Annotated in this window: 18 protein-coding genes; 15 read left to right on the forward strand and 3 right to left on the reverse strand. The window is 63.8% G+C overall.

All coding sequences use genetic code 11. From position 1 onward, the window contains the following. Positions 1-3 precede the first annotated feature (3 nt). From CACC_RS01610 to CACC_RS01635, 6 genes are all read left to right on the forward strand, one after another. Positions 4-933, forward strand: coding sequence for a Ppx/GppA family phosphatase (locus CACC_RS01610; protein ID WP_175279178.1), 930 nt, complete (start codon positions 4-6; stop codon positions 931-933). 9 nt (positions 934-942) lie between these two features. Then, positions 943-2184 carry a hypothetical protein gene (locus CACC_RS01615; protein WP_005276640.1) on the forward strand — a complete coding sequence of 414 codons (1242 nt, stop codon included), beginning with the start codon at positions 943-945 and terminating at the stop codon, positions 2182-2184. Positions 2185-2265: 81 nt separating this feature from the next. Beyond that, positions 2266-3057, forward strand: a complete 792-nt coding sequence (gene proC, locus CACC_RS01620) for a pyrroline-5-carboxylate reductase (protein ID WP_023016649.1) — start codon at positions 2266-2268, stop codon at positions 3055-3057. A gap of 251 nt (positions 3058-3308) precedes the next feature. Then, on the forward strand, positions 3309-3497 hold the full coding sequence (locus tag CACC_RS01625) for a helix-turn-helix domain-containing protein (protein ID WP_005276651.1): 189 nt from the start codon (positions 3309-3311) through the stop codon (positions 3495-3497). Between the two features lie 275 nt (positions 3498-3772). Next, positions 3773-3874 (forward strand): 30S ribosomal protein bS22, encoded by a 102-nt coding sequence (locus tag CACC_RS01630; RefSeq protein ID WP_003855542.1) that lies wholly within the window; start codon positions 3773-3775, stop codon positions 3872-3874. A 211-nt stretch (positions 3875-4085) separates the two neighbouring features. Then, positions 4086-4451: a DoxX family protein gene (locus CACC_RS01635; RefSeq protein ID WP_005276718.1), complete on the forward strand. Its 366-nt coding sequence runs from the start codon at positions 4086-4088 to the stop codon at positions 4449-4451. Between the two features lie 74 nt (positions 4452-4525). On the opposite strand, the gene CACC_RS01640 is transcribed toward CACC_RS01635, so the two are convergent. Next, positions 4526-5563 (reverse strand): HAD family hydrolase, encoded by a 1038-nt coding sequence (locus tag CACC_RS01640; RefSeq protein ID WP_023028214.1) that lies wholly within the window; start codon positions 5561-5563, stop codon positions 4526-4528. 97 nt (positions 5564-5660) lie between these two features. On the opposite strand from CACC_RS01640, the gene CACC_RS01645 reads away from it, so the two are divergent. From CACC_RS01645 to CACC_RS01685, 9 genes are all read left to right on the forward strand, one after another. Continuing rightward, positions 5661-5900 carry a glutaredoxin family protein gene (locus tag CACC_RS01645; protein ID WP_005276722.1) on the forward strand — a complete coding sequence of 80 codons (240 nt, stop codon included), beginning with the start codon at positions 5661-5663 and terminating at the stop codon, positions 5898-5900. Positions 5901-5976: 76 nt separating this feature from the next. Then, positions 5977-7311: a glutamyl-tRNA reductase gene (locus tag CACC_RS01650; protein WP_005276724.1), complete on the forward strand. Its 1335-nt coding sequence runs from the start codon at positions 5977-5979 to the stop codon at positions 7309-7311. Then, complete coding sequence (gene hemC / locus CACC_RS01655; protein WP_005276726.1) at positions 7312-8199, forward strand: hydroxymethylbilane synthase; 888 nt, start codon at positions 7312-7314, stop codon at positions 8197-8199. Between the two features lie 209 nt (positions 8200-8408). Beyond that, entirely contained in the window at positions 8409-10085 is a 1677-nt protein-coding gene (locus CACC_RS01660) for a bifunctional uroporphyrinogen-III C-methyltransferase/uroporphyrinogen-III synthase (protein ID WP_244262126.1), read from the forward strand. 29 nt (positions 10086-10114) lie between these two features. Next, the gene (hemB, locus tag CACC_RS01665) at positions 10115-11098 is read left to right on the forward strand and encodes a porphobilinogen synthase (RefSeq protein ID WP_005281024.1); all 984 of its coding nucleotides are present in this window, start codon (positions 10115-10117) and stop codon (positions 11096-11098) included. A gap of 9 nt (positions 11099-11107) precedes the next feature. Continuing rightward, positions 11108-12184, forward strand: coding sequence for a proline-rich domain-containing protein (locus CACC_RS01670; protein WP_005276733.1), 1077 nt, complete (start codon positions 11108-11110; stop codon positions 12182-12184). After that, positions 12181-12735, forward strand: coding sequence for a hypothetical protein (locus CACC_RS01675; protein WP_005276735.1), 555 nt, complete (start codon positions 12181-12183; stop codon positions 12733-12735). Before CACC_RS01670 ends, CACC_RS01675 begins: the two co-directional genes overlap by 4 nt. 117 nt (positions 12736-12852) lie before the next feature. Continuing rightward, complete coding sequence (hemE, locus tag CACC_RS01680) at positions 12853-13887, forward strand: uroporphyrinogen decarboxylase (RefSeq protein ID WP_035108277.1); 1035 nt, start codon at positions 12853-12855, stop codon at positions 13885-13887. Then, positions 13888-15270 (forward strand): protoporphyrinogen oxidase, encoded by a 1383-nt coding sequence (locus CACC_RS01685; protein ID WP_005276738.1) that lies wholly within the window; start codon positions 13888-13890, stop codon positions 15268-15270. It abuts the gene before it with no gap. Positions 15271-15706: 436 nt separating this feature from the next. Here CACC_RS01685 and CACC_RS01690 read toward each other — a convergent pair whose 3' ends face one another. Both CACC_RS01690 and CACC_RS01695 read right to left on the reverse strand, forming a co-directional pair. Beyond that, positions 15707-16747 (reverse strand): HNH endonuclease signature motif containing protein, encoded by a 1041-nt coding sequence (locus CACC_RS01690; RefSeq protein WP_005276742.1) that lies wholly within the window; start codon positions 16745-16747, stop codon positions 15707-15709. 115 nt (positions 16748-16862) lie between these two features. Further along, positions 16863-17702 carry an NAD(P)-dependent oxidoreductase gene (locus tag CACC_RS01695; RefSeq protein WP_005276744.1) on the reverse strand — a complete coding sequence of 280 codons (840 nt, stop codon included), beginning with the start codon at positions 17700-17702 and terminating at the stop codon, positions 16863-16865. Positions 17703-17723: the final 21 nt, after the last annotated feature.

The following is a 17723-nucleotide window of genomic DNA, read 5'->3' on the forward strand; positions in this document are numbered from 1 at the left end:
AGTGTGCGATTAGGTGTATTAGACGTTGGAAGTAATACCGTCCACCTCGTTGCGGTCGATGCCGCAATGGGGGGACGGCCTACTCCGATGAGCGATTGGAAGACCCCACTCCGGCTGGTAGAGCAGCTGGATAAGAAGGGAAACATCCACGAAAAGGGCCTGAAAAAGCTCGTTTCTGCCGTGGGTGAGGCAAGTGAGCTGGGTGACAAACTCGGGTGCGCCGAATTTATCGCCTTCGCGACCTCCGCGGTTCGCTCTGCCCCTAACTCTGAAGCAGTGCTCGATGAGGTGGAAAAGCAGACCGGCGTGCGCCTGCAGATCCTCTCGGGCGTGGAGGAAGCCCAGCTTACCTTCCTCGCTGCTCGCCGTTGGTACGGCTGGTCCGCTGGGCGCATCACCAACTTGGACATCGGCGGTGGCTCCCTGGAGCTATCCACCGGTACCGATGAACACCCTGACCTGGCCTTCTCCCTCGATCTGGGTGCAGGCCGGCTTACCCATAACTGGTTCGATACTGATCCGCCGGAGAAAAAGAAGGTCAGTGCGCTGCGCGATTTCATCGATGCAGAGCTTGAAGATGCCGTTACGCAGATGAAGGCGATGGGCCCCGCCGGCCTAGCCGTGGGCACCTCGAAAACCTTCCGCACCCTATCGCGGCTGACCGGCGCGGCACCCTCGTCTGCAGGGCCATATGTCAAGCGCACCTTGACCGCACCGGGCCTGCGCCAGTTGATTTCATTCATCACTCGCATGACTGCAGCAGACAGAGCGGACCTCGAGGGTGTAAGTTCGAACCGATCGCACCAAATCGTCGCCGGCGCTTTGGTTGCCGAGGCAAGCATGCGAGCTCTGGGAATTGAGAAGTTAGAAATCTGCCCATGGGCGCTGCGCGAAGGTGTTATTTTGCGCCGGACCGACAAGGGATTGGAATAGGAAGAGATCATGGCTGACGAAAAACAGTTGACCGTGGCCGAGCTGCTGGCTCGCAATAAGAAGGACCGCACGGATAAGGACGAGAAGACCTCTCGCCGCCGTCGGCGGAGCCTCGATGAGGGCGGCGTATCCGTTGCCGAGCTCACCGGCAGCCTGAAGAAGGTAAAGTCCACCCCGCCAGAGGCGAAGCACACCAACGTCTCCATCGACGATGACGCCCCTGTCATCCGCGCGCCAAAGTCCAAGGACGAGCAGTCCGTAGGAAACAAGGCCGCGGAGTCTAAGACCTCGGAGTCCAAGCCTGCAGCGGGCAAGTCCGCTGCAGGTAAGCCAAGCGCGGAGAAGCCAGCCGCGGGCACGCAGGAAGGCTCGAAGCAGGGCGTGGGTCAGTCGGGCATCGGCAAGCCTGCGCAAACCAAGCCATCCCAGCCGCAATTCGCTTCACCCAAGCCGGCTGCAGAGAAGCCTTCCGCGGCTACCCCAACCGCGTCCCCGGCGCCGAAGCAGAACGGCAAGCCGAGCGGGCCTACCGCCTCTCCTAAGCCGGCGGCAGGTTCTGCCTCGCAGCCGACGGCCAAGCCTGCCCCCGCGCAGAAGGCTAATGCGCAGAAGGCAAACGCGCAGGAGGCAAAGAAGCCTGCGCAGTCGGAGTCGGAGGACAAGGCGGGTGCTCAGGACGCCGAGAAGAAGTCTTATCAGCCGTCCGCGGATGATACTGCGGTGATCCAGCGCATCGGCAAGTCGCAGTCCTCTCAGTCCTCGCAGGACAAGCGCAAGGATGCCGCTGACGGCGCCGAATCCGGAGCCAAGGAGAAGGCAGGCGCAGCTAGCGCTGCCGCTGCTGCGACCGCAGCGGGAGCCAAGGATGCCAAGGACGCGGGAACCAAGGGCAAGGCTGGCGCGCCTGCGCAAAAACCTGCCGCGGCCGCAAAGAAGTCCGACGATACCGGCGAGCTGCCCCAGGTGCGGGACGAGGAAATCACCGAAGAGCACGAGAAGCTTAACCCCATGTCCATCCTCATCATGGTGGTTGTGGGCATCGTCTTGGCGATCATCATCTTCAAGGGCTTTGAAGTGCTGTGGGATAACTTCCCGCGCACCGTCGTGGCCATCCTGGCGCTCTGCGTCACCGCAATCATGGCTGGTGTCACGCATGCGCTGCGCACCGCCCGCGATGGCTTCTCCATGTTCCTTGCAGGCATTACCGGCCTGATATTGACCTTTGGGCCACTGCTTTTGGTCATGCTCTAAACCGGCCATCCGCTGAGAACCACCCGGCTGCTTCCCTCGTGGAGGTAGCCGGGTGTCGTTATTTTTGGCATGGTGGAGACTATGACAAAGATTGCAATTTTAGGTGGAGGACAAATCGGTGAGGCTTTGACCTCGGGTCTTGTGGAATCGGGCTTTAATGCCTCCGATATCACGGTGACTAACCGCACGGCCTCCCGCGGTGAAGAACTCAAGAGCAACTATGGCGTTAATGTCACGACGGATAACGCCGAGGCGGTGGACGGCGCGGACTATATCTTCGCGTCCGTCAAGCCTTACGCCATCTTGGACCTGCTGGGCGAGATTAACCCGGCCAAGGACGCCGTGGTGGTCTCTATGGCTGCTGGGCTGACGCTGGAGGCCCTGCAGGCCGCTGCGGGCGAGGGCGTGCCGGTTGTGCGCGTTATGCCCAATACGCCGATGCTGGTACGCCGCGGGATGTGCACCTGCGCCGCCGGCGAGCACGTCACTGAGGCCCAGATGCAGGGCGTGACGGAGCTGCTCGAGGCCGTTGGTGAGGTTGCGGTCATTCCGGAGAAGAATATCGACGCCGCGACCGCCCTGGCGGGTTCCTCGCCGGCGTACTTTTTCCTCGTGGCAGAGGCGCTTGTCGATGCCGGCGTGCAGCTCGGCCTCCCCCGCGATATCGCCGAAAAGCTCGCCGCCCAGGCGGCTGCCGGCGCGGGCGATATGCTGGCCAACTCGGGCCGCTCGGCAACGCAGCTGCGCGCAGGCGTGACCTCGCCAGGCGGCACCACCGCCGCGGCCGTGCGCGAGCTGGAAGAGTCCGGCCTGCGCGGTGCGTTCTACCGCGCCGCCGAGGCATGCTCCGATAAGGCTAAGGAGCTGGGGTAGAAGCCCACCTAATGCGACCAGTTCCCCGTGGTGGGGGTGTAGTTACCTCACACCACTCGGGGGCCGTACGGGAGCCATGAGGCGGTTGTTACGCAGCGCTTTTGCCGGTGAACTGAACAACTGCTGTGAAAAAATTTGGCACTTGGGTCGCATTAGTCACATGTTTCACGATAGGCTGGGACAAGCACGTGCGTGAAGTCCTGTGGGAGGGGAAGCCTACAGCGCGTAACGAGCTGAAGGGTTAGATAATTATGGCAAATGAAGAAAAAGGAACCTTTCTGACCATCGCGGAGGTCGCTGAAATCATGCGCGTCTCCAAGATGACTGTCTACCGTTTGGTTCACGCAGGCGAAATGCCGGCAGTCCGCGTCGGACGCTCTTTCCGCGTTCACGAGTCCGCCGTCAACGAGTACCTCGAGGCATCCGTTTACGGAGCGTAGGTTCTCGCGCCTTTCAGGCAGCGCCCACTTCTGTTGGCCACTCTTGGTCAGCGGTGGTGGGCGCTGTCTCGTTTTCCAGCGCGACGTCTTGCCGCGGGTTTCCATCGGGGCCACTTTTGGAGACGCGCTGGGGACTAGGTAAGATGGAACGCATTCGTGTCGGCACGCCGTGATGGCCCGCATATGTGCGGCCAAGGTGGCAAAGAGTGCACCTTTGCCGTTTCAGGCGCCGGCAGGTTCACAGTACGTACTAAAAGAAAGTGAGGACGCCTGTTATGGGTTCTGTCATCAAGAAGCGCCGCAAGCGCATGTCCAAGAAGAAGCACCGCAAGATGCTGCGCCGCACCCGCGTGCAGCGTCGTAAGTTGGGTAAGTAAACCCAACAGCCTAGGAATCCTCCGCACCGTGCCTTAGCGCGGTGGCGGAGGATTTCTGGTTTTCGGGCCGAGCGTGGATTCTCGGTCGTTCTTCCGCTGCACATCTCCACATACGTTTGCTTGTTTTGAGCTGTAGAATCAATTCAACCCACAAAAGTTGGGCCATGCGATGCTTCATGTGCTTAGCATCTGATTCAAGGGAGGTTCCCGAGTGGGGTCTTTAGCTGTCTTTGGTACGTATCTTTTAGCCATCGTTTTGATCGGCGATGCCGTGCTTTCTGTGAAGCCGCCCAAGTTCATTAGTCGCTGCCTTAGAGGGGTCAATTTTCCTCAAGACTGGTGGTGGGCGCTTATCGGAATTAAGGCGCTGGCCGCGCTTGGATTGATCGTCGGAGCCGTTTTGAATAACCCGTCGATTACAGCCACTGTCTCAGTCGGCGTACTTGGTTACTTTATTTTCGCCATCATCGCTCATATCAAGGCGAACTTCGTAGGTAAGGAGTTCTGGGTAAATTGTCTCGGGATGACGGCTCTTAGTGCGGTTGTTCTGGTGTTCAACGTCGCGGCGACGGGGTAGCAATAGCCACACCGAGGGGCTTGAGAAAGCAATGTGCTGAGTGCCGTTGAGAGACGGCAGTGTTGGCTGTATTTCTACTTCCGGAAATAGCGCCAGCTGCCATAGGAAAAGGCGGCCGTGACAAGCGCTGGAAGGCCGTAGGTGCGGATGGCGCGGCGGATGGAGCGGTAATCGCGGACGATCCAACCGCGCTCTTCTGCGATGTTACGCAGCTTGCGGTCCGGGTTGATGGCCACGGGGGTGCCCACCATGGTGAGCATCGGCATATCGTTCGCGGAATCGGAGTAGGCGGTGCACCGGTCCAGATCGAGCCCCTCGATGGTAGCGAGGGCGGCCACGGCGTGCTTCTTGCCCGGACCGTGGAGGATATCGCCCACCAGGCGGCCGGTGAACTTGCCGTCTTCTACCTCCGCGACGGTGCCGAGGGCGCCGGTAAAGCCAAAGCGACGCGCCAAGACCTGGGCGAGCTGGACTGGGGTAGCGGTAACCAGCCACACCTGTTGGCCGGCGGCCAGGTGCATCTCAGCGAGCTGTGTGGTGCCGGGGTATGCGCGGCGGGCCAGGGAGGCTTCGACGATTTCCTCGCAGAGATCGATGAGCTCATCTACGCTGCGGCCCTTGACAAACTCCAAGGCCTGCGCGCGACCGGCGGCAACGTCTTTTGCGTTCTCCGCGCCGGAGAGGCGGAATTTAAGTTGCTTCCAGGCAACCGGGAGTATCTCAGAGATGCGGATATAGCGCCGGCGGGCGAGCCCAAAGCCGAATTCCACCAAGGAGGAACCCTGAACGAGGGTATTGTCCACGTCGAAAAAGGCGGCGGCACCCACATCGACGGGGACGTCCGGATCTTGGTCCGTGATGCGCGGGGAGCCTGCGGCGTCGTAAGAGCCGGAGACGGAGGCGATGCCGGAGGCAAAGTCCTCGAGCTCGAGCCCGAATTCCTCTAAAGCGGCGGCAGCGGCCGCCTCACCTGCGGCGCGTTGTTCTTCCTCGCCCAAGGGGGCCAGCGCCTGGTTTTCTAAGAAGTTGCGCAGATTGCCGCGCGAGGCCGTCCAATTGGCCAAAAAGTCGCGGGGAGATTCGGGGAATCCGGGGGGAGGTATAGCGGACACGAGTGGAATAAACAGCTTTCGCAAACGCGGGGTGGACTAATATGTCCATAGTAAACGTTTCCACCGTCGGCGTCCTTATGAGGAGAATCCCGCCCCTATGTCCCAGCATCTAGTCGAGCTCATGGTGCGCCCCACCTGCGGTTCCTGCAAACGGGTAAAAGAGCAGATTACCCCCGTTATCCAGGCGGCCGGCGCCCAGCTGGAAGTGCGCAACGTGGAAGACAGCCGCGAGCTCGAGATGGAATTCGGTGACCGCGTTCCCGTTGTAGTGATAGACGGGGAAGAGTTCGCCTGCTGGGAAGTCGATAACGAAGAGCTAGCTGCCGAGCTGCGCTGACGATTCGGGTTCCACGCCCATGCGGGGTAGTCTTTGGAACCATTGCGGTCAATCAAAAGGTTGAGGAGTGTGGAGCATGAGCGTGCTTGTTGTGGGAATGTCCCACCAATCGGCACCCGTGGCGTTGCTGGAAAAGTTGAGCATGGACGATGTGGTGCAGCATTCCGCCTGCGGGCAGTTGGTTGATGCCGAGTCCCTGACTGAGGCGATGATCATTTCCACGTGCAACCGCCTCGAGGTCTACACGGTGACCAATGCCTTCCACACCGGCGTGCAGGACGTCATCCGGGTGCTTAAGGAAGTCTCCCAGGTCGATGAGGAAGAGCTGCGCAATTACCTCTACGTGCGCTATGCCGATGCCGCCGCGGAACACCTCATGTCCGTTACCTCCGGCCTGGATTCGATGGTGGTGGGCGAGCAGCAGATCATCGGCCAGGTACGTTCTGCCTACCAGTCCGCCTCCGAGCAGGGCACGGTTGGCCCGCGCATCCACGCCTTGGCGCAGTCCGCGCTGCGGGCCGGCAAGCGCGTGCACTCGGAAACGGAGATCGACAAGGCCGGCGTCTCGATGGTGACCTTCGCCTTTGACCAGGCACTGCAGCGCCTCGATGCGGAGGATCTGCAGGGCAAGTCCGCGCTCGTGCTGGGTGCTGGGGCAATGGCCTCGCTTGCGGCCACCCACGCGGGCCGGCTGGGCATTGGCGAGCTGGTGATTGCCAACCGCACCCGCGAGCGCGCCGAGCGCCTTGCCAGCCACGCTGAGGAGGCCGGGGTGCGCACCCGCGTGGTGGACTTTCAGGACCGCGCCGCCGCGCTTGCCGATGTCGACCTCGCCATCTCCGCCACCGGCGCCGAAGGCTTTACCATCACTGCCGGCGATATCCCGCCCGCGCACCCGCTGATGCTCATTGACCTCTCCCTCCCGCGCGATATCGATGACGAGGCAACGAAAATCGATGACGTGGACTTGGTCAATATCGAGCGCCTCAGCAAGTCCCTGTCCGCGGCCGCCACCGACGTCGCGGCCGGCACGAGCCCGCACGAGCAGGCCCGCACCATCGTGGACGAGGAGCTTGCCGCCTATACCTCCGCCCAGCGCGTGCGTGATGTGGCACCGGCTGTCAGCGCCCTGCACCGCCGCGCGGCGGACCTCGTGGAGTGCGAGGCAGCTCGCCTGCAGCAAAAGCACCCGGAGCTAGAGGGCAAGCAGCTTGCCGATGTCCAAGGCGCCCTCAAGCGCGTCGCCGACAAACTGCTGCATGAACCGACGGTGCGGGCGAAGAAGCTGGCGGCATCAGATAGCAGCTTTAACAGCGAAAATGCCCTGCAGGAGCTTTTTGGCCTGCAGCTGGAAGGCTCCGGCGTTGCCGTGGCCGTCAATGAATTGCCCACGCTGAATAAGGAGGCGTAAATGTTCCAGATTGGTACCCGTGGCTCCAAGCTCGCCACCACCCAGGCAGGACACGTCCGCGATTGGCTTATCGATGCCGGATTCGATTCCGAACTCCACATCGTCACCACCGCAGGCGATACCAATATGGCCCCGGTCGAGCGCATCGGCGTGGGCGTATTTACCCAGGCGCTGCGCGAGGCGCTGTGCCGCGGCGAATGCGATATCGCCGTGCACTCTTTCAAGGACCTGCCCACGGCCGAGGATGACCGCTTCCGCCTGGTCATTCCGCAGCGCCAGGACAGCCGAGAGGTGCTGGTCGCCCGCGATGGGATGACCCTGATGCAGCTGCCGGAGGGGGCGCGCGTAGGAACCTCGGCGCCGCGCCGCATTTCCCAATTGGCCGCCCTGCGCCCGGACCTGGAGATCCGGCCACTGCGCGGCAATATCGATACCCGCATGTCCAAGGTGACCGACGGCGAGCTCGACGCCGTGGTGCTGGCCTATGCCGGCCTGCTGCGCGGCGGCTACGAGGATCGGGCGAGCGATATTTTCGATCCAGAATTATTCATGCCCGCTCCCGCCCAGGGTGCGCTTGCCATCGAGGCCGTCGCCGGCACCGAGGCCGCCGCGGCGCTCGACGCTGTTGTCGATGAACAAGCCACCGCCGCAGCCCTCGCCGAGCGCGCCGTTCTCGCCCGCCTTGAGGCCGGCTGCACCGCGCCCGTGGCCGCCACGTCCCGCTGGAATGGCGATCAGCTCACGGTGCGCGGCGGCGTCTTTGCGCTGGATGGTTCCCGCCAATTGACCGCCACCGCCTCTGGCACCGCGGCGGAAGCTGCGGAGTTGGGCGCGCGGGTCTCTGATGAGCTTTTCGCCCAAGGCGCGGCCGACCTGCTGGGTCAGTAATTTCTACTTTAAGCGCTAATAATTTAAGGTGTAGATACCATAGATCATTTTTTGCAATGATACCCGGCCCCCTTTAAGGGCATCCCAGGACGTAGCGCCTGGGATTTTGGCCGTTATGACCTTGATACCCACCGACGGCGCGGGGAGAAACACTGCAGGCGATCATGTCCGTGTGCGGTGCCGCGGGCCCAGATCTAGAAAAGAACTTTATGAGCAATGCTGTGTCAGACACCCAGTTGGGCAAGATCGTCTTCGTGGGCGCTGGTCCGGGAAACCCAGACCTGCTGACCGTCCGCGCCCGCGAAGTTCTGGCCAATAACGCTATCGCCGTGGCCGATCCGCAGGTCATGCAGGGCGTGCGCGATGCAGTCGCCACCGCGCTGCCCGTCCCGCAAGAGCTGTTGGATGCCGCGGAAGAGGAATACGCGCAGATGTGCGCCGATGCCAAGGCCAAGGGCGCGCGCCGCAAGCCGCCCCGCCCGCCGGCACCGACCGCCGCGGTGGTCTACGCACCGGGCGAGGACATCGTAAACCAGCTGCGCGAGTGCCTTGCCGAGGCCGATGGCGAGGACGTCATCCGCCTCGTGACCGGCAACCCGCTCAACCGTGAATCCATCAAGGCCGAAATCAACGCCGTGGCCTCCGCCGGCCTGGAATTCCAGGTCGTGCCGGGCATGTCCCTGCCCTCAACCGTGCCGTCTTTTGCCGGGCTGGCCCTGGGCTCGACGTACACGGAGGCTGATGTCACCGATGGTGCCGACTGGGACGCGCTCGCCAATGCCACCCAGCCCATCGTTTTGCAGGCCACCAAGGATGACCTCGCGGAGATTTCCACCGAGCTGCAGCAGCGCGGCATGCCGGCGGAAACCGAGGCGTTTGTGACCGTCCACGGCACCACGCGCCTGCAGCGCACGTATGAGGCAACGCTGGGGACCATCGCCAAGCTGGATGCGGACTTGTCCGGCCCGCTGGTGGTTACACTCGGCCGCAGCATCGATGACCGCACCAAGTACTCGTGGTGGGAAAACCGCCCGCTCTACGGCTGGCGCGTGCTGGTGCCGCGCACCAAGGAACAGGCCGGGCCCATGTCCGCGCGCCTGGCCGGCTACGGCGCCATCCCGCAGAACGTGCCGACGATTTCCATCGAGCCGCCGCGCAACCCGGCGCAGATGGACCGCGCCATCAAGGGCATCGTCGAGGGTCGCTACAAGTGGATCGTCTTTACCTCCGTCAACGCCGTGACCGCCGTGTGGGATAAGATTTCCCAGCTCGGCCTGGACGCGCGCGATTTCGCCGGCGTGCACCTCGCCGCCGTGGGCACCAAGACCGCCGATGCCATCCGCGCCAAGGGCATGGTGCCGGAGCTTCTGCCGCACAAGAAGAAGCAAAACGCCGAGGGTTTACTTGACGTGTTCCCAAACTACGTTGAGGATATCGACGCGGTCAGCCGCGTGCTCCTGCCGCGCACCGATATCGCCGCCGACACGCTTGTCGATGGCCTCCAAGCCCTCCAGTGGGACGTCGATGACGTCGTGGCCTACCGTACCGTGCGCGCCGCCCCGCCCTCGGCAGAAATCCGCGACATGATCAAGACCGGCGGCTTCGACGCCGTGGCCTTTACCTCCGGATCCACCGTGCGCAACCTGGTGGGCATTGCCGGCAAGCCGCACCAGCGGACGATCATTGCGTGCATCGGGCCATCGGCAAGCGCAGCAGCAGAAGAGCTGGGCCTGCGCGTCGATGTCGTGCCGGATGTTGCGGACGTGCCCGCGCTTGTCGATGCCCTCGCCAGCCACGTCGCCGCCCTCCGCGCCGCCGGTAACTTGCCCGCGCCTCGCAAGAAGCGTCGCGCGCGCAAGAAGACTACTAAGGTCGAGAAGGCGTAAGTTTTTAGTCTCGCTCTAAGGAGTACCCAATGAGCTCATTTCCTGCCCGCCGCCCCCGCCGCCTGCGCTCCACGCCGCAGATGCGCAACCTCGTGGCCGAAACCACGCTGCGCCCATCGGATCTGATTCTGCCGATGTTTATCGCAGACGGCCTCGATGAGCCGAATGAGATTTCCTCCATGCCCGGCGTGTACCAGCACACCTTTGACTCGCTGCGCCGCGCGACCGAAGAGGCCCTCGAGGCCGGCGTTACCTGCGTGGACCTCTTCGGCGTTCCGCTGGAAAAGGACAAGGACGCCACCGGCTCCGTGGCCTGGAATCCCGACGGCATTTTGAACCGCGGCATTGCCGCCCTGCGCGAGGAATTTGGCGATGACCTCATCATCATGGCCGATACCTGCCTCGACGAGTTCACCTCGCACGGGCACTGCGGCGTCCTCGATGACCAGGGCCGCGTGCTTAACGATGAATCCGTCCAGCTCTACCAAAAGATGGCCCGCTCCCAGGCCGAAGCCGGCGCGCAGATCATTTCGCCGTCTGGCATGATGGACGGCCAGGTTGCCGCCATCCGCGCCGACCTCGATGAAGCCGGGCGCGATGACGTCTCCATCATGGCCTACTCCGCGAAGTACGCCTCCGCCTTCTTCGGCCCCTTCCGCGAGGCCGTCGGCTCTTCCCTCGAGGGCGACCGCCGCACCTACCAGCAGGACCCGCGCAACTTCCGCGAATCCCTGCTGGAGGCCGAGCTCGATATCGAGGAAGGCGCCGACTTCGTGATGGTCAAGCCGGGCTTGCCGTATTTGGATGTCTTGTCCGCAATCGCGGAGACCTCCTCGGTACCCGTCGCCGTGTACCAGGTCTCCGGCGAGTACGCGATGATCAAGACCGGCGCCGCCAACGGCTGGGTCGATGGCGAGGCCATCATGCTCGAGTCGCTCACCGCCTTCAAGCGCGCCGGTGCCGACCAGATCCTGACGTACTTCGCCACCGAAGCCGCACGCCTGCTCAAGTAAAGGATTCTTGTGACACAGCCTTCTTCTCGTCCGACGCCGCCGCCCGCGTCGCCGGAGCCGGGCAACCCAGGCCCACAGCCAGGCGACCCGCGACCACAGCACGGTCAACAGGAGCCGCAGCCGGGTGCTCCAGGGGCACAGCCCGAAGATCCGCGTGGCCAGCAGGGGCAACAACCCGGAACCCCGGGGCCGCAGCGCGATAAGCAGCGTGAGCCTCAACGAGAATCGCGGCCCAAGCCGCAGCCCGGCAAACCGCGCGGCCAGAAGGAGCCGCAGCCGGGCAAACCGCAGAACCAGCGAAACCAGCGCGGGAAGCCGAGCCCGAATCAAACTGGCGGTGGCCGGCAGGGAGGCAAGGACGCGAAGGGCGGTTCCAAGCGCCCCGAGACCGTGGTCTACATGTTGTGGCTATGGCTGGGCGTCGTCGTCGGCGAGACCGTCCACCAGATCCTCAACGTGGTGCTGACCCTGCTCAACCACGATGTGCTCATGGCGCAGGCCAAGCAGATGGTCGAAAGCGCCTCGGGGGGCGAGGACGGCGAAGAGGTATCGGATTCCTTTATTGAAATGGCCGCCTATGGATCGGTGGCGCTGTCGGCAGCCATTGCCATCGGCGTGCTGGTGCTGCTGCTGTTTTTGCTGAAGTCGCTGGCAGAGCCATCAAAACGCGCGGGCACCTCGCGCCGCATCTGGTTCGCCTTTTCCATTTACTTCGGTTTCCGCATCCTTCTGACCTTCATAGTCACGCCCGCGGGTGCCGACGTCCCCGACTGGCTCTTCGCTGCCGACGGCATGGTGCAAATCCTGGTCGGCGTCGCCGCCGTACTGGGTCTCATCTTCTCCATTAAGCCCGACACCCTTGACTACACCGGCGAGCTCGAGCAAATGCGCGAGCTGGAAAAGGAACTCGAGCAGGCGCGCCGCGATAAAGAACGCGAGAAGCGCGAAAAGCAGGAAGCCAAGGAGAAGGGCGTCAAAGAGAAGGACGCCAAGCAAAAGGACCCCAAGGGTAAAGGCGGCCGCAATCAGTCTCCGCGGAATTCCGCCTCCCACAACAGGGGCGATGACGACAGGGTCAACCGATGACCAGCATGTTCCCCGGCCACGGCCGGCGCGATGATGACCAGAACGGCGGTTCTGCGGATAAGAATCATCGCCCAGGGCCTCGCGACTATAACCGCCCTGTGCAGCACACCACCCAGGATCAAGACTTGTCCGTGTGGCCGCGCCCGCTCCAGTGGGCGTATTGGGTTCTCGTTGTTGCCGCCGTCATCATGCTGGTCAGTGGCATGGTCGGCATCTTCGGCGGAGGCGGCGAGCAGATGGAGCCCTCGGATTCGCGCGTCGCCGAGTACGTGCGGTCGAACCGCCTATTCGTCGCGGTATTTAATATCATCGGTGCAATCATTCTGGCGCTCTTTTCCGCGCAACTCGCCAACGGATCGAAGTGGGCGCGCCGCATTATTTCCGTTGTCATTGCGATTGCCCTCTTCTTCAATATCGCAGCCCTGGCGCTTGGTATCGGCGGGCTTGGCTTATTGGTTATCGCCGTGACGCTGCTTATCGCGGTGGTTCTGCTCTTCCGGCCCCAGTCCAATCGGTTTATCGCCCACCGCAGCCTCCACGGGCGGGGCTGACGGGCGCTGATCGCAGGGCTAGCGCGCAAGCCGAGGCGCCATTGACACGCATGAAGCGCGCGGGCAAAGGCGCGGCAAATTAGCCCCTGCTCCAACTTTTGATTCATAATGAGGGGTATGTCTCGACTTAACCGCGCCCCCATTATCGACGCCGCCCTCGGCCGCACCCCCTCCCGCCCACCAGTGTGGTTGATGCGTCAAGCTGGTCGCTCCCTGCCGGAGTACCGCGCCGCCCGCGAGGGCATCAGCATGCTGGAGTCTTGCTTCATGCCGGAACTCCTCGCAGAAATCACCCTGCAACCGGTGCGCCGCCACGACGTGGACGCTGCCATTCTCTTTTCCGATATCGTGGTCCCACTCAAGGCCGCCGGTGTCAACGTCGACATCGTGCCCGGCCGCGGGCCGGTGATGGAGAAGGCGGTGAGGGAGAAGGGGGACATCGGCAAGCTGCCTATTTTGGAAGCCGACGTGCCCGAAGTTGCCCAAGGCATTGCGGGAATCCTCGGCGAGCTTACCGAGACCCAAGCGCTTATCGGTTTCGTCGGCGCGCCATTTACCCTGGCTAGCTACCTTATCGAGGGCGGGCCGTCCAAGAACCACGAGCGCACCAAGGCGCTCATGCACGCCGAGCCCGAGACGTGGCACATGCTCATGCGCCGGCTCGTGCCCACGATCATTAACTTCCTGCGGGTGCAAGTCGATGCCGGCATCGACGCCATGCAGCTTTTCGATTCCTGGGCCGGCTACCTCAACGAGCGCGACTACCGCGAGTTCGTGCTGCCATATTCGCAGGAAATTCTGGCCAGCGTTGACATTCCGCGCATCCACTTCGGCGTGGGCACCGGGGAGCTGCTACAGGCGATGTCCGAAGCTGGCTCCGAGGTCATGGGCGTGGATTACCGCGTGGCCATGGACGCCGCCGCGCAGCGCGTGAATTCGCGCGTGCTGCAGGGCAACCTCGACCCAGCGCTGCTTTTTGCCGGCGACGATGCCGTGCGCCAGGCCGTGCGCACCATCCGCGGCGAGGTCGAGCGCGCCCAGCAGTGCGGCGATATCGACACCCACATCTGGAACCTTGGGCACGGGGTGCTGCCCACCACCGACGCGGAGGCCATCACCCGCGCCGTATCCATCATTCACGAGGAGGGCTAAATGCGTATTGCCATCATCGGTGCCGGTCTCGCCGGCCTTACCGCCGCTTACGAACTGCGCGATCACGATGTCGAGGTTTTCGAGGCCGCCGGGCGCATCGGCGGGAAGCTGTATTCCGTGCCTTTTAATGACGGCCCCACCGACATGGGTGCCGAGGCTTTCCTCGCCCGTCGGCGCGATGCCGTGGAGTTCTTCCACGCCCTCGGCCTTGCCGGGAGTTTAGTTGACCCGTCAGGTTTGCGCTCGCTGGTCTACAGCGGGGAGCTCAAGGCCCTGCCGCAGGGCGGGGTGATGGGCATTCCGTCGCATTCCGCGCCGGTTGCGCACCTGGTTTCGGAAGAGACGGCGCGGCGCATCGATAACGAGCAGCCCTTCGAGTGGACCGTGGGCGGCGACGTTTCGGTCGGTGAGTTGGTGCGTCAACAATACGGCGGCGACCTGGTGGACCGCGTTGTTTCCGCGCTGCTGGGCGGGGTGTACTCGTGCACCGCCGATGACCTGGGCCTGCGCGCCACCATCCCCACGCTTGCCGATGCCCTCGATTCCCTCGCCGCCTCCCGCCCCGTCACCCTTTCTGCGGCCGTGCGCTCCCTTGAGGAAGCCCGCGCGGATAACCCCAGCGGTTCCGGGCCCGTTTTCCAGACCTTCCGCGGCGGCTACGCCGAACTCTATGAGACCCTGGCCGAAAAATCCCGCGCCAAGATTTTCGTTGACACGTTCATTTCTGGCATCTCGCGCGAGGGCGATAAGTTCCGCCTCACCGGTGCGCCAGGCGATACCGCGCCCTTCGACCGCGTGCTGGTAGCTACACCAGCACCGACCGCCGCGCGCCTGCTGCCCAAGGTGGCTCCGGATGCGGCGACGCGGTTGAAGGGGGTGAAGCTGGCGGCATCGGCAGTCGTGGGCCTCAAATTCGAGTCTGACACCGATCCCTCCGGCACCGCGCTGCCACAAAACTCCGGCATCCTCGTCGCCACCGACCAAGATGACGTGCACGCAAAGGCGTTTACGTTGTCGTCGCGCAAGTGGCCGCACCTGGCAGAGCGCGGCGGGGCGCTGGTGCGCGCCTCGTTCGGCCGGTTCGGCGACGACGCCATCGTCCGCGCCGAAGAAGACGACCTCGTGGACTACGCCCTCGATGACCTGCAACACCTGACTGGCTTCGACGGCCGCGCGGCTGGCGTTGCCGAAATCTTCACCCAACGCTGGTTCGGCGGCCTGCCGCGCTTTGACGCCACCCACCTCGACACCGTGGCCGCCGTGCGCGATGCCTTGTCCCAGTCCTCAGGCGTCGACGTTACGGGGGCTTGGGCCGGCGGCGTGGGCGTGCCTGCAGTCATCGCAGATGCGCGCGCTTCCGCCGCACGCATCGCTAGCAGCTAGCTCGCACGGCGGGGATCCGCATCTAGCATCAGAACCTGGTCTCGGCTGCAACTAGCGCCGGCTGCAACTGGCGCCGGTTGCAACTGGCGCCGGTTGCAGCTAGCGAAGTCGGTGGCTGACGCTGCCGGTAGTTAAGAATCGCCGGCGGTCCCGTACTTGAACCGCGACGCGGTCCGGAGCTGGAGCGAATCGGTTTTGGGCATGCCTAAACAGGCAGCAGGGTTACTGCTGCCTGAACAGGCGCTTGCGGGTGACTCCGCGCGTGCGGAAACCTGACATGCGCGTAGATAACCGGCATGCGCGAGGACACGTCCCTCGGCAGGGAATGGCGGCGGGCCCTGGGCGCTAGGTTCCAGTGCTGGGAACCGGTGTTAGGAACCAGCGCTACGGGGCAGTGCCGAAAGTCCGTGCTGGGGGGCTATGCTAGGCGCTAGCACTAGGTTCCGACGCTGGGGCCGGGCACGGCATCGGGCACGGTGTCGGCCCAGGGCGGTTGCCACACCACCCGCCCGCGTCTGCGGGCGAGGCGACCGCGGCGTGGTGGGGCATTCGGGTCATCGTCGTTGACGCCGTTGTGATATGGGCAGCAGGCCGCAAGGTTGGCCATATTGGTATCGCCGCCGTGCTGCCAGGCTTCCAGGTGGTGGATTTGGCACTTATCCGCAGGATAGTTGCACCGCGGCCACGGGCAGACGGGATTTTCGGCGGCGGCCATGAGCCGCTGCTTCTCGTTAGCCATGCGCTCGGTGCGGTAGAGGTTCACCGCGCCTTCGAAGGGATGCACGAGGGTGATAAGGCCACGCTCGGAAAGCGTGCGCGCGACCAATTCGGCGCCGGTAAGCCGCGCACCATTGGTGAGTTGGATGGTGATTTCCTCGCCGTCACCGTCGATGATGCGGTCGAGATCGTCGAGCGTGATGATCGCATTGGTCGTTACCGTGGGATGCGGGGCGGCGGAGCCGGAGAAAAGCCCCGCGACGGAGTCTAAGGGCGCATCTTCGTCCAGGTTGGACTCCAAGTCAGCGATGAGGGCAGACGGCCCAGTAATCGCGAGCGTCCACGGCGCGTCCTTGCGGCGGCGAATGCGCACGCCGGGGCGCGGCGGGGTGGGCGGATTGATCTCGCGCAGTTTCTTGCGCGCGAGCTTTTCCATCTCATCGGTATCCGCGGCGGTGCGGCAAAGCTCCACCCGCAGCTGCCATGCCTGGCGCTTGGTCTTGGCGCGCGTGGCGTAGCGCTCGATGACCTCGAGCGTTGGCAGCGCGTGGGCGCGTTCGCGGGCGGCGGCCACGGCGCGGCGTTGTTGGCGGGAAAAGGAGGTGGGGGAGAAGAAGGCATCGGCAAGCGTGAGCAGCGTGCGCGCCGTCCGGTTCGGCGCACCGGCCGCGCGCAGCTCGCGGGCGGACATGCCTGTGCACCCGGCGACGATGTCGATGCCGGGCGCCAGGGCCGCGAGGTATGCCTGAAGTGCTGTCATGCCCCGCAGCTTAAGGTGATAGCGCAACTAAAGCGCGGCGCGCGGGCGCAGCCTGTGGATAACTCGCCCCAAAAGCGCTAAAAAGCCGCGGTTCGTTGACGCGACATGTGAATAACTAGCCCTTATTGCGGAAAACGAAGATGGAAGAGAAGTCCTGGTTCCCGTGGCCCATGTCCTGCATCTCGGCGAACCGTTCGATGGCAGCAGTTACGGCGGGCAGGGGCTTATCGGAGGTGCTCTCCATGAGCTTGGCGTCCTTGGCCAGGGCGTCGACGGTGAAATCGCCGGGGTCGGTATTGCGCTCGCCGGTGATAAACGGGCCTTTCATATTGGACATGAACGACAGGCCGGTGATGTCGAGCATCTGCAGGATCACCTCGGAATCGAGCCCCTCGGACTCGCCGAGCTGCAGGGCCTCGAGCAGGCCTTCGGCGGTCACGGCCAAGGCAAGGTTGGCCAGCAGCTTGCCGATGGCCGCCGTCGCCGCCGTTTCCACCCCAATCAGCTTTTCTTCGCCCGCCCAGGCCTCGGCAAGGCCGAGGGCGACCTCGCGGCGGTCATCGTCAGGCGTGCCGACATAAACGCCCAGGTTGCCCTCGCGCGCCGGGCCCAGCGAGCCCACGACGGGGGAGTGGACGTAGGAGTCGACGGCGGCGGCGAACTCGCGGGCATCGTCAGGCGAGACCGTCGTGGTGTCGATCCAGGTAATGCCCTCGGGGATAAGCTGCGGCTCGATGACCACCTCGCGGATCTGGTCGGGGCCGAAGAGAGAGGTGATGATGACCTCGGCGCCCTCGATGGCCGCGGCGGGGGTATCGGCGCGCGCCGCACCCTCGTCCACGAGCGGTTGCGCGCGCTCAGCGGTGCGGTTCCACACCGTCAGCTCGTGCTCAGATAGTAGGTGGCGGGCAAGCTCGGTGCCCATGCGTCCGGTTCCTAAAAATGCAATCTTCATACCTCCCCAGTGTGCCATCTC

It is taken from the genome of Corynebacterium accolens (assembly GCF_023520795.1).
Taxonomy (GTDB): domain Bacteria; phylum Actinomycetota; class Actinomycetes; order Mycobacteriales; family Mycobacteriaceae; genus Corynebacterium; species Corynebacterium accolens.

What these genes read in the sequence shown, in the direction of transcription:
- CACC_RS01615 (WP_005276640.1), top strand. Translation starts at nt 943, where the DNA reads ATGGCTGACGAAAAACAGTTGACCGTGGCCGAGCTGCTGGCTCGCAAT.
- proC (WP_023016649.1), top strand. Translation starts at nt 2,266, where the DNA reads ATGACAAAGATTGCAATTTTAGGTGGAGGACAAATCGGTGAGGCTTTG.
- CACC_RS01625 (WP_005276651.1), top strand. Translation starts at nt 3,309, where the DNA reads ATGGCAAATGAAGAAAAAGGAACCTTTCTGACCATCGCGGAGGTCGCT.
- CACC_RS01630 (WP_003855542.1), top strand. Translation starts at nt 3,773, where the DNA reads ATGGGTTCTGTCATCAAGAAGCGCCGCAAGCGCATGTCCAAGAAGAAG.
- CACC_RS01645 (WP_005276722.1), top strand. Translation starts at nt 5,661, where the DNA reads ATGTCCCAGCATCTAGTCGAGCTCATGGTGCGCCCCACCTGCGGTTCC.
- CACC_RS01650 (WP_005276724.1), top strand. Translation starts at nt 5,977, where the DNA reads ATGAGCGTGCTTGTTGTGGGAATGTCCCACCAATCGGCACCCGTGGCG.
- hemC (WP_005276726.1), top strand. Translation starts at nt 7,312, where the DNA reads ATGTTCCAGATTGGTACCCGTGGCTCCAAGCTCGCCACCACCCAGGCA.
- CACC_RS01660 (WP_244262126.1), top strand. Translation starts at nt 8,409, where the DNA reads ATGAGCAATGCTGTGTCAGACACCCAGTTGGGCAAGATCGTCTTCGTG.
- hemB (WP_005281024.1), top strand. Translation starts at nt 10,115, where the DNA reads ATGAGCTCATTTCCTGCCCGCCGCCCCCGCCGCCTGCGCTCCACGCCG.
- CACC_RS01675 (WP_005276735.1), top strand. Translation starts at nt 12,181, where the DNA reads ATGACCAGCATGTTCCCCGGCCACGGCCGGCGCGATGATGACCAGAAC.
- hemE (WP_035108277.1), top strand. Translation starts at nt 12,853, where the DNA reads ATGTCTCGACTTAACCGCGCCCCCATTATCGACGCCGCCCTCGGCCGC.
- CACC_RS01685 (WP_005276738.1), top strand. Translation starts at nt 13,888, where the DNA reads ATGCGTATTGCCATCATCGGTGCCGGTCTCGCCGGCCTTACCGCCGCT.
- CACC_RS01690 (WP_005276742.1), bottom strand. Translation starts at nt 16,747, where the DNA reads ATGACAGCACTTCAGGCATACCTCGCGGCCCTGGCGCCCGGCATCGAC.
- CACC_RS01695 (WP_005276744.1), bottom strand. Translation starts at nt 17,702, where the DNA reads ATGAAGATTGCATTTTTAGGAACCGGACGCATGGGCACCGAGCTTGCC.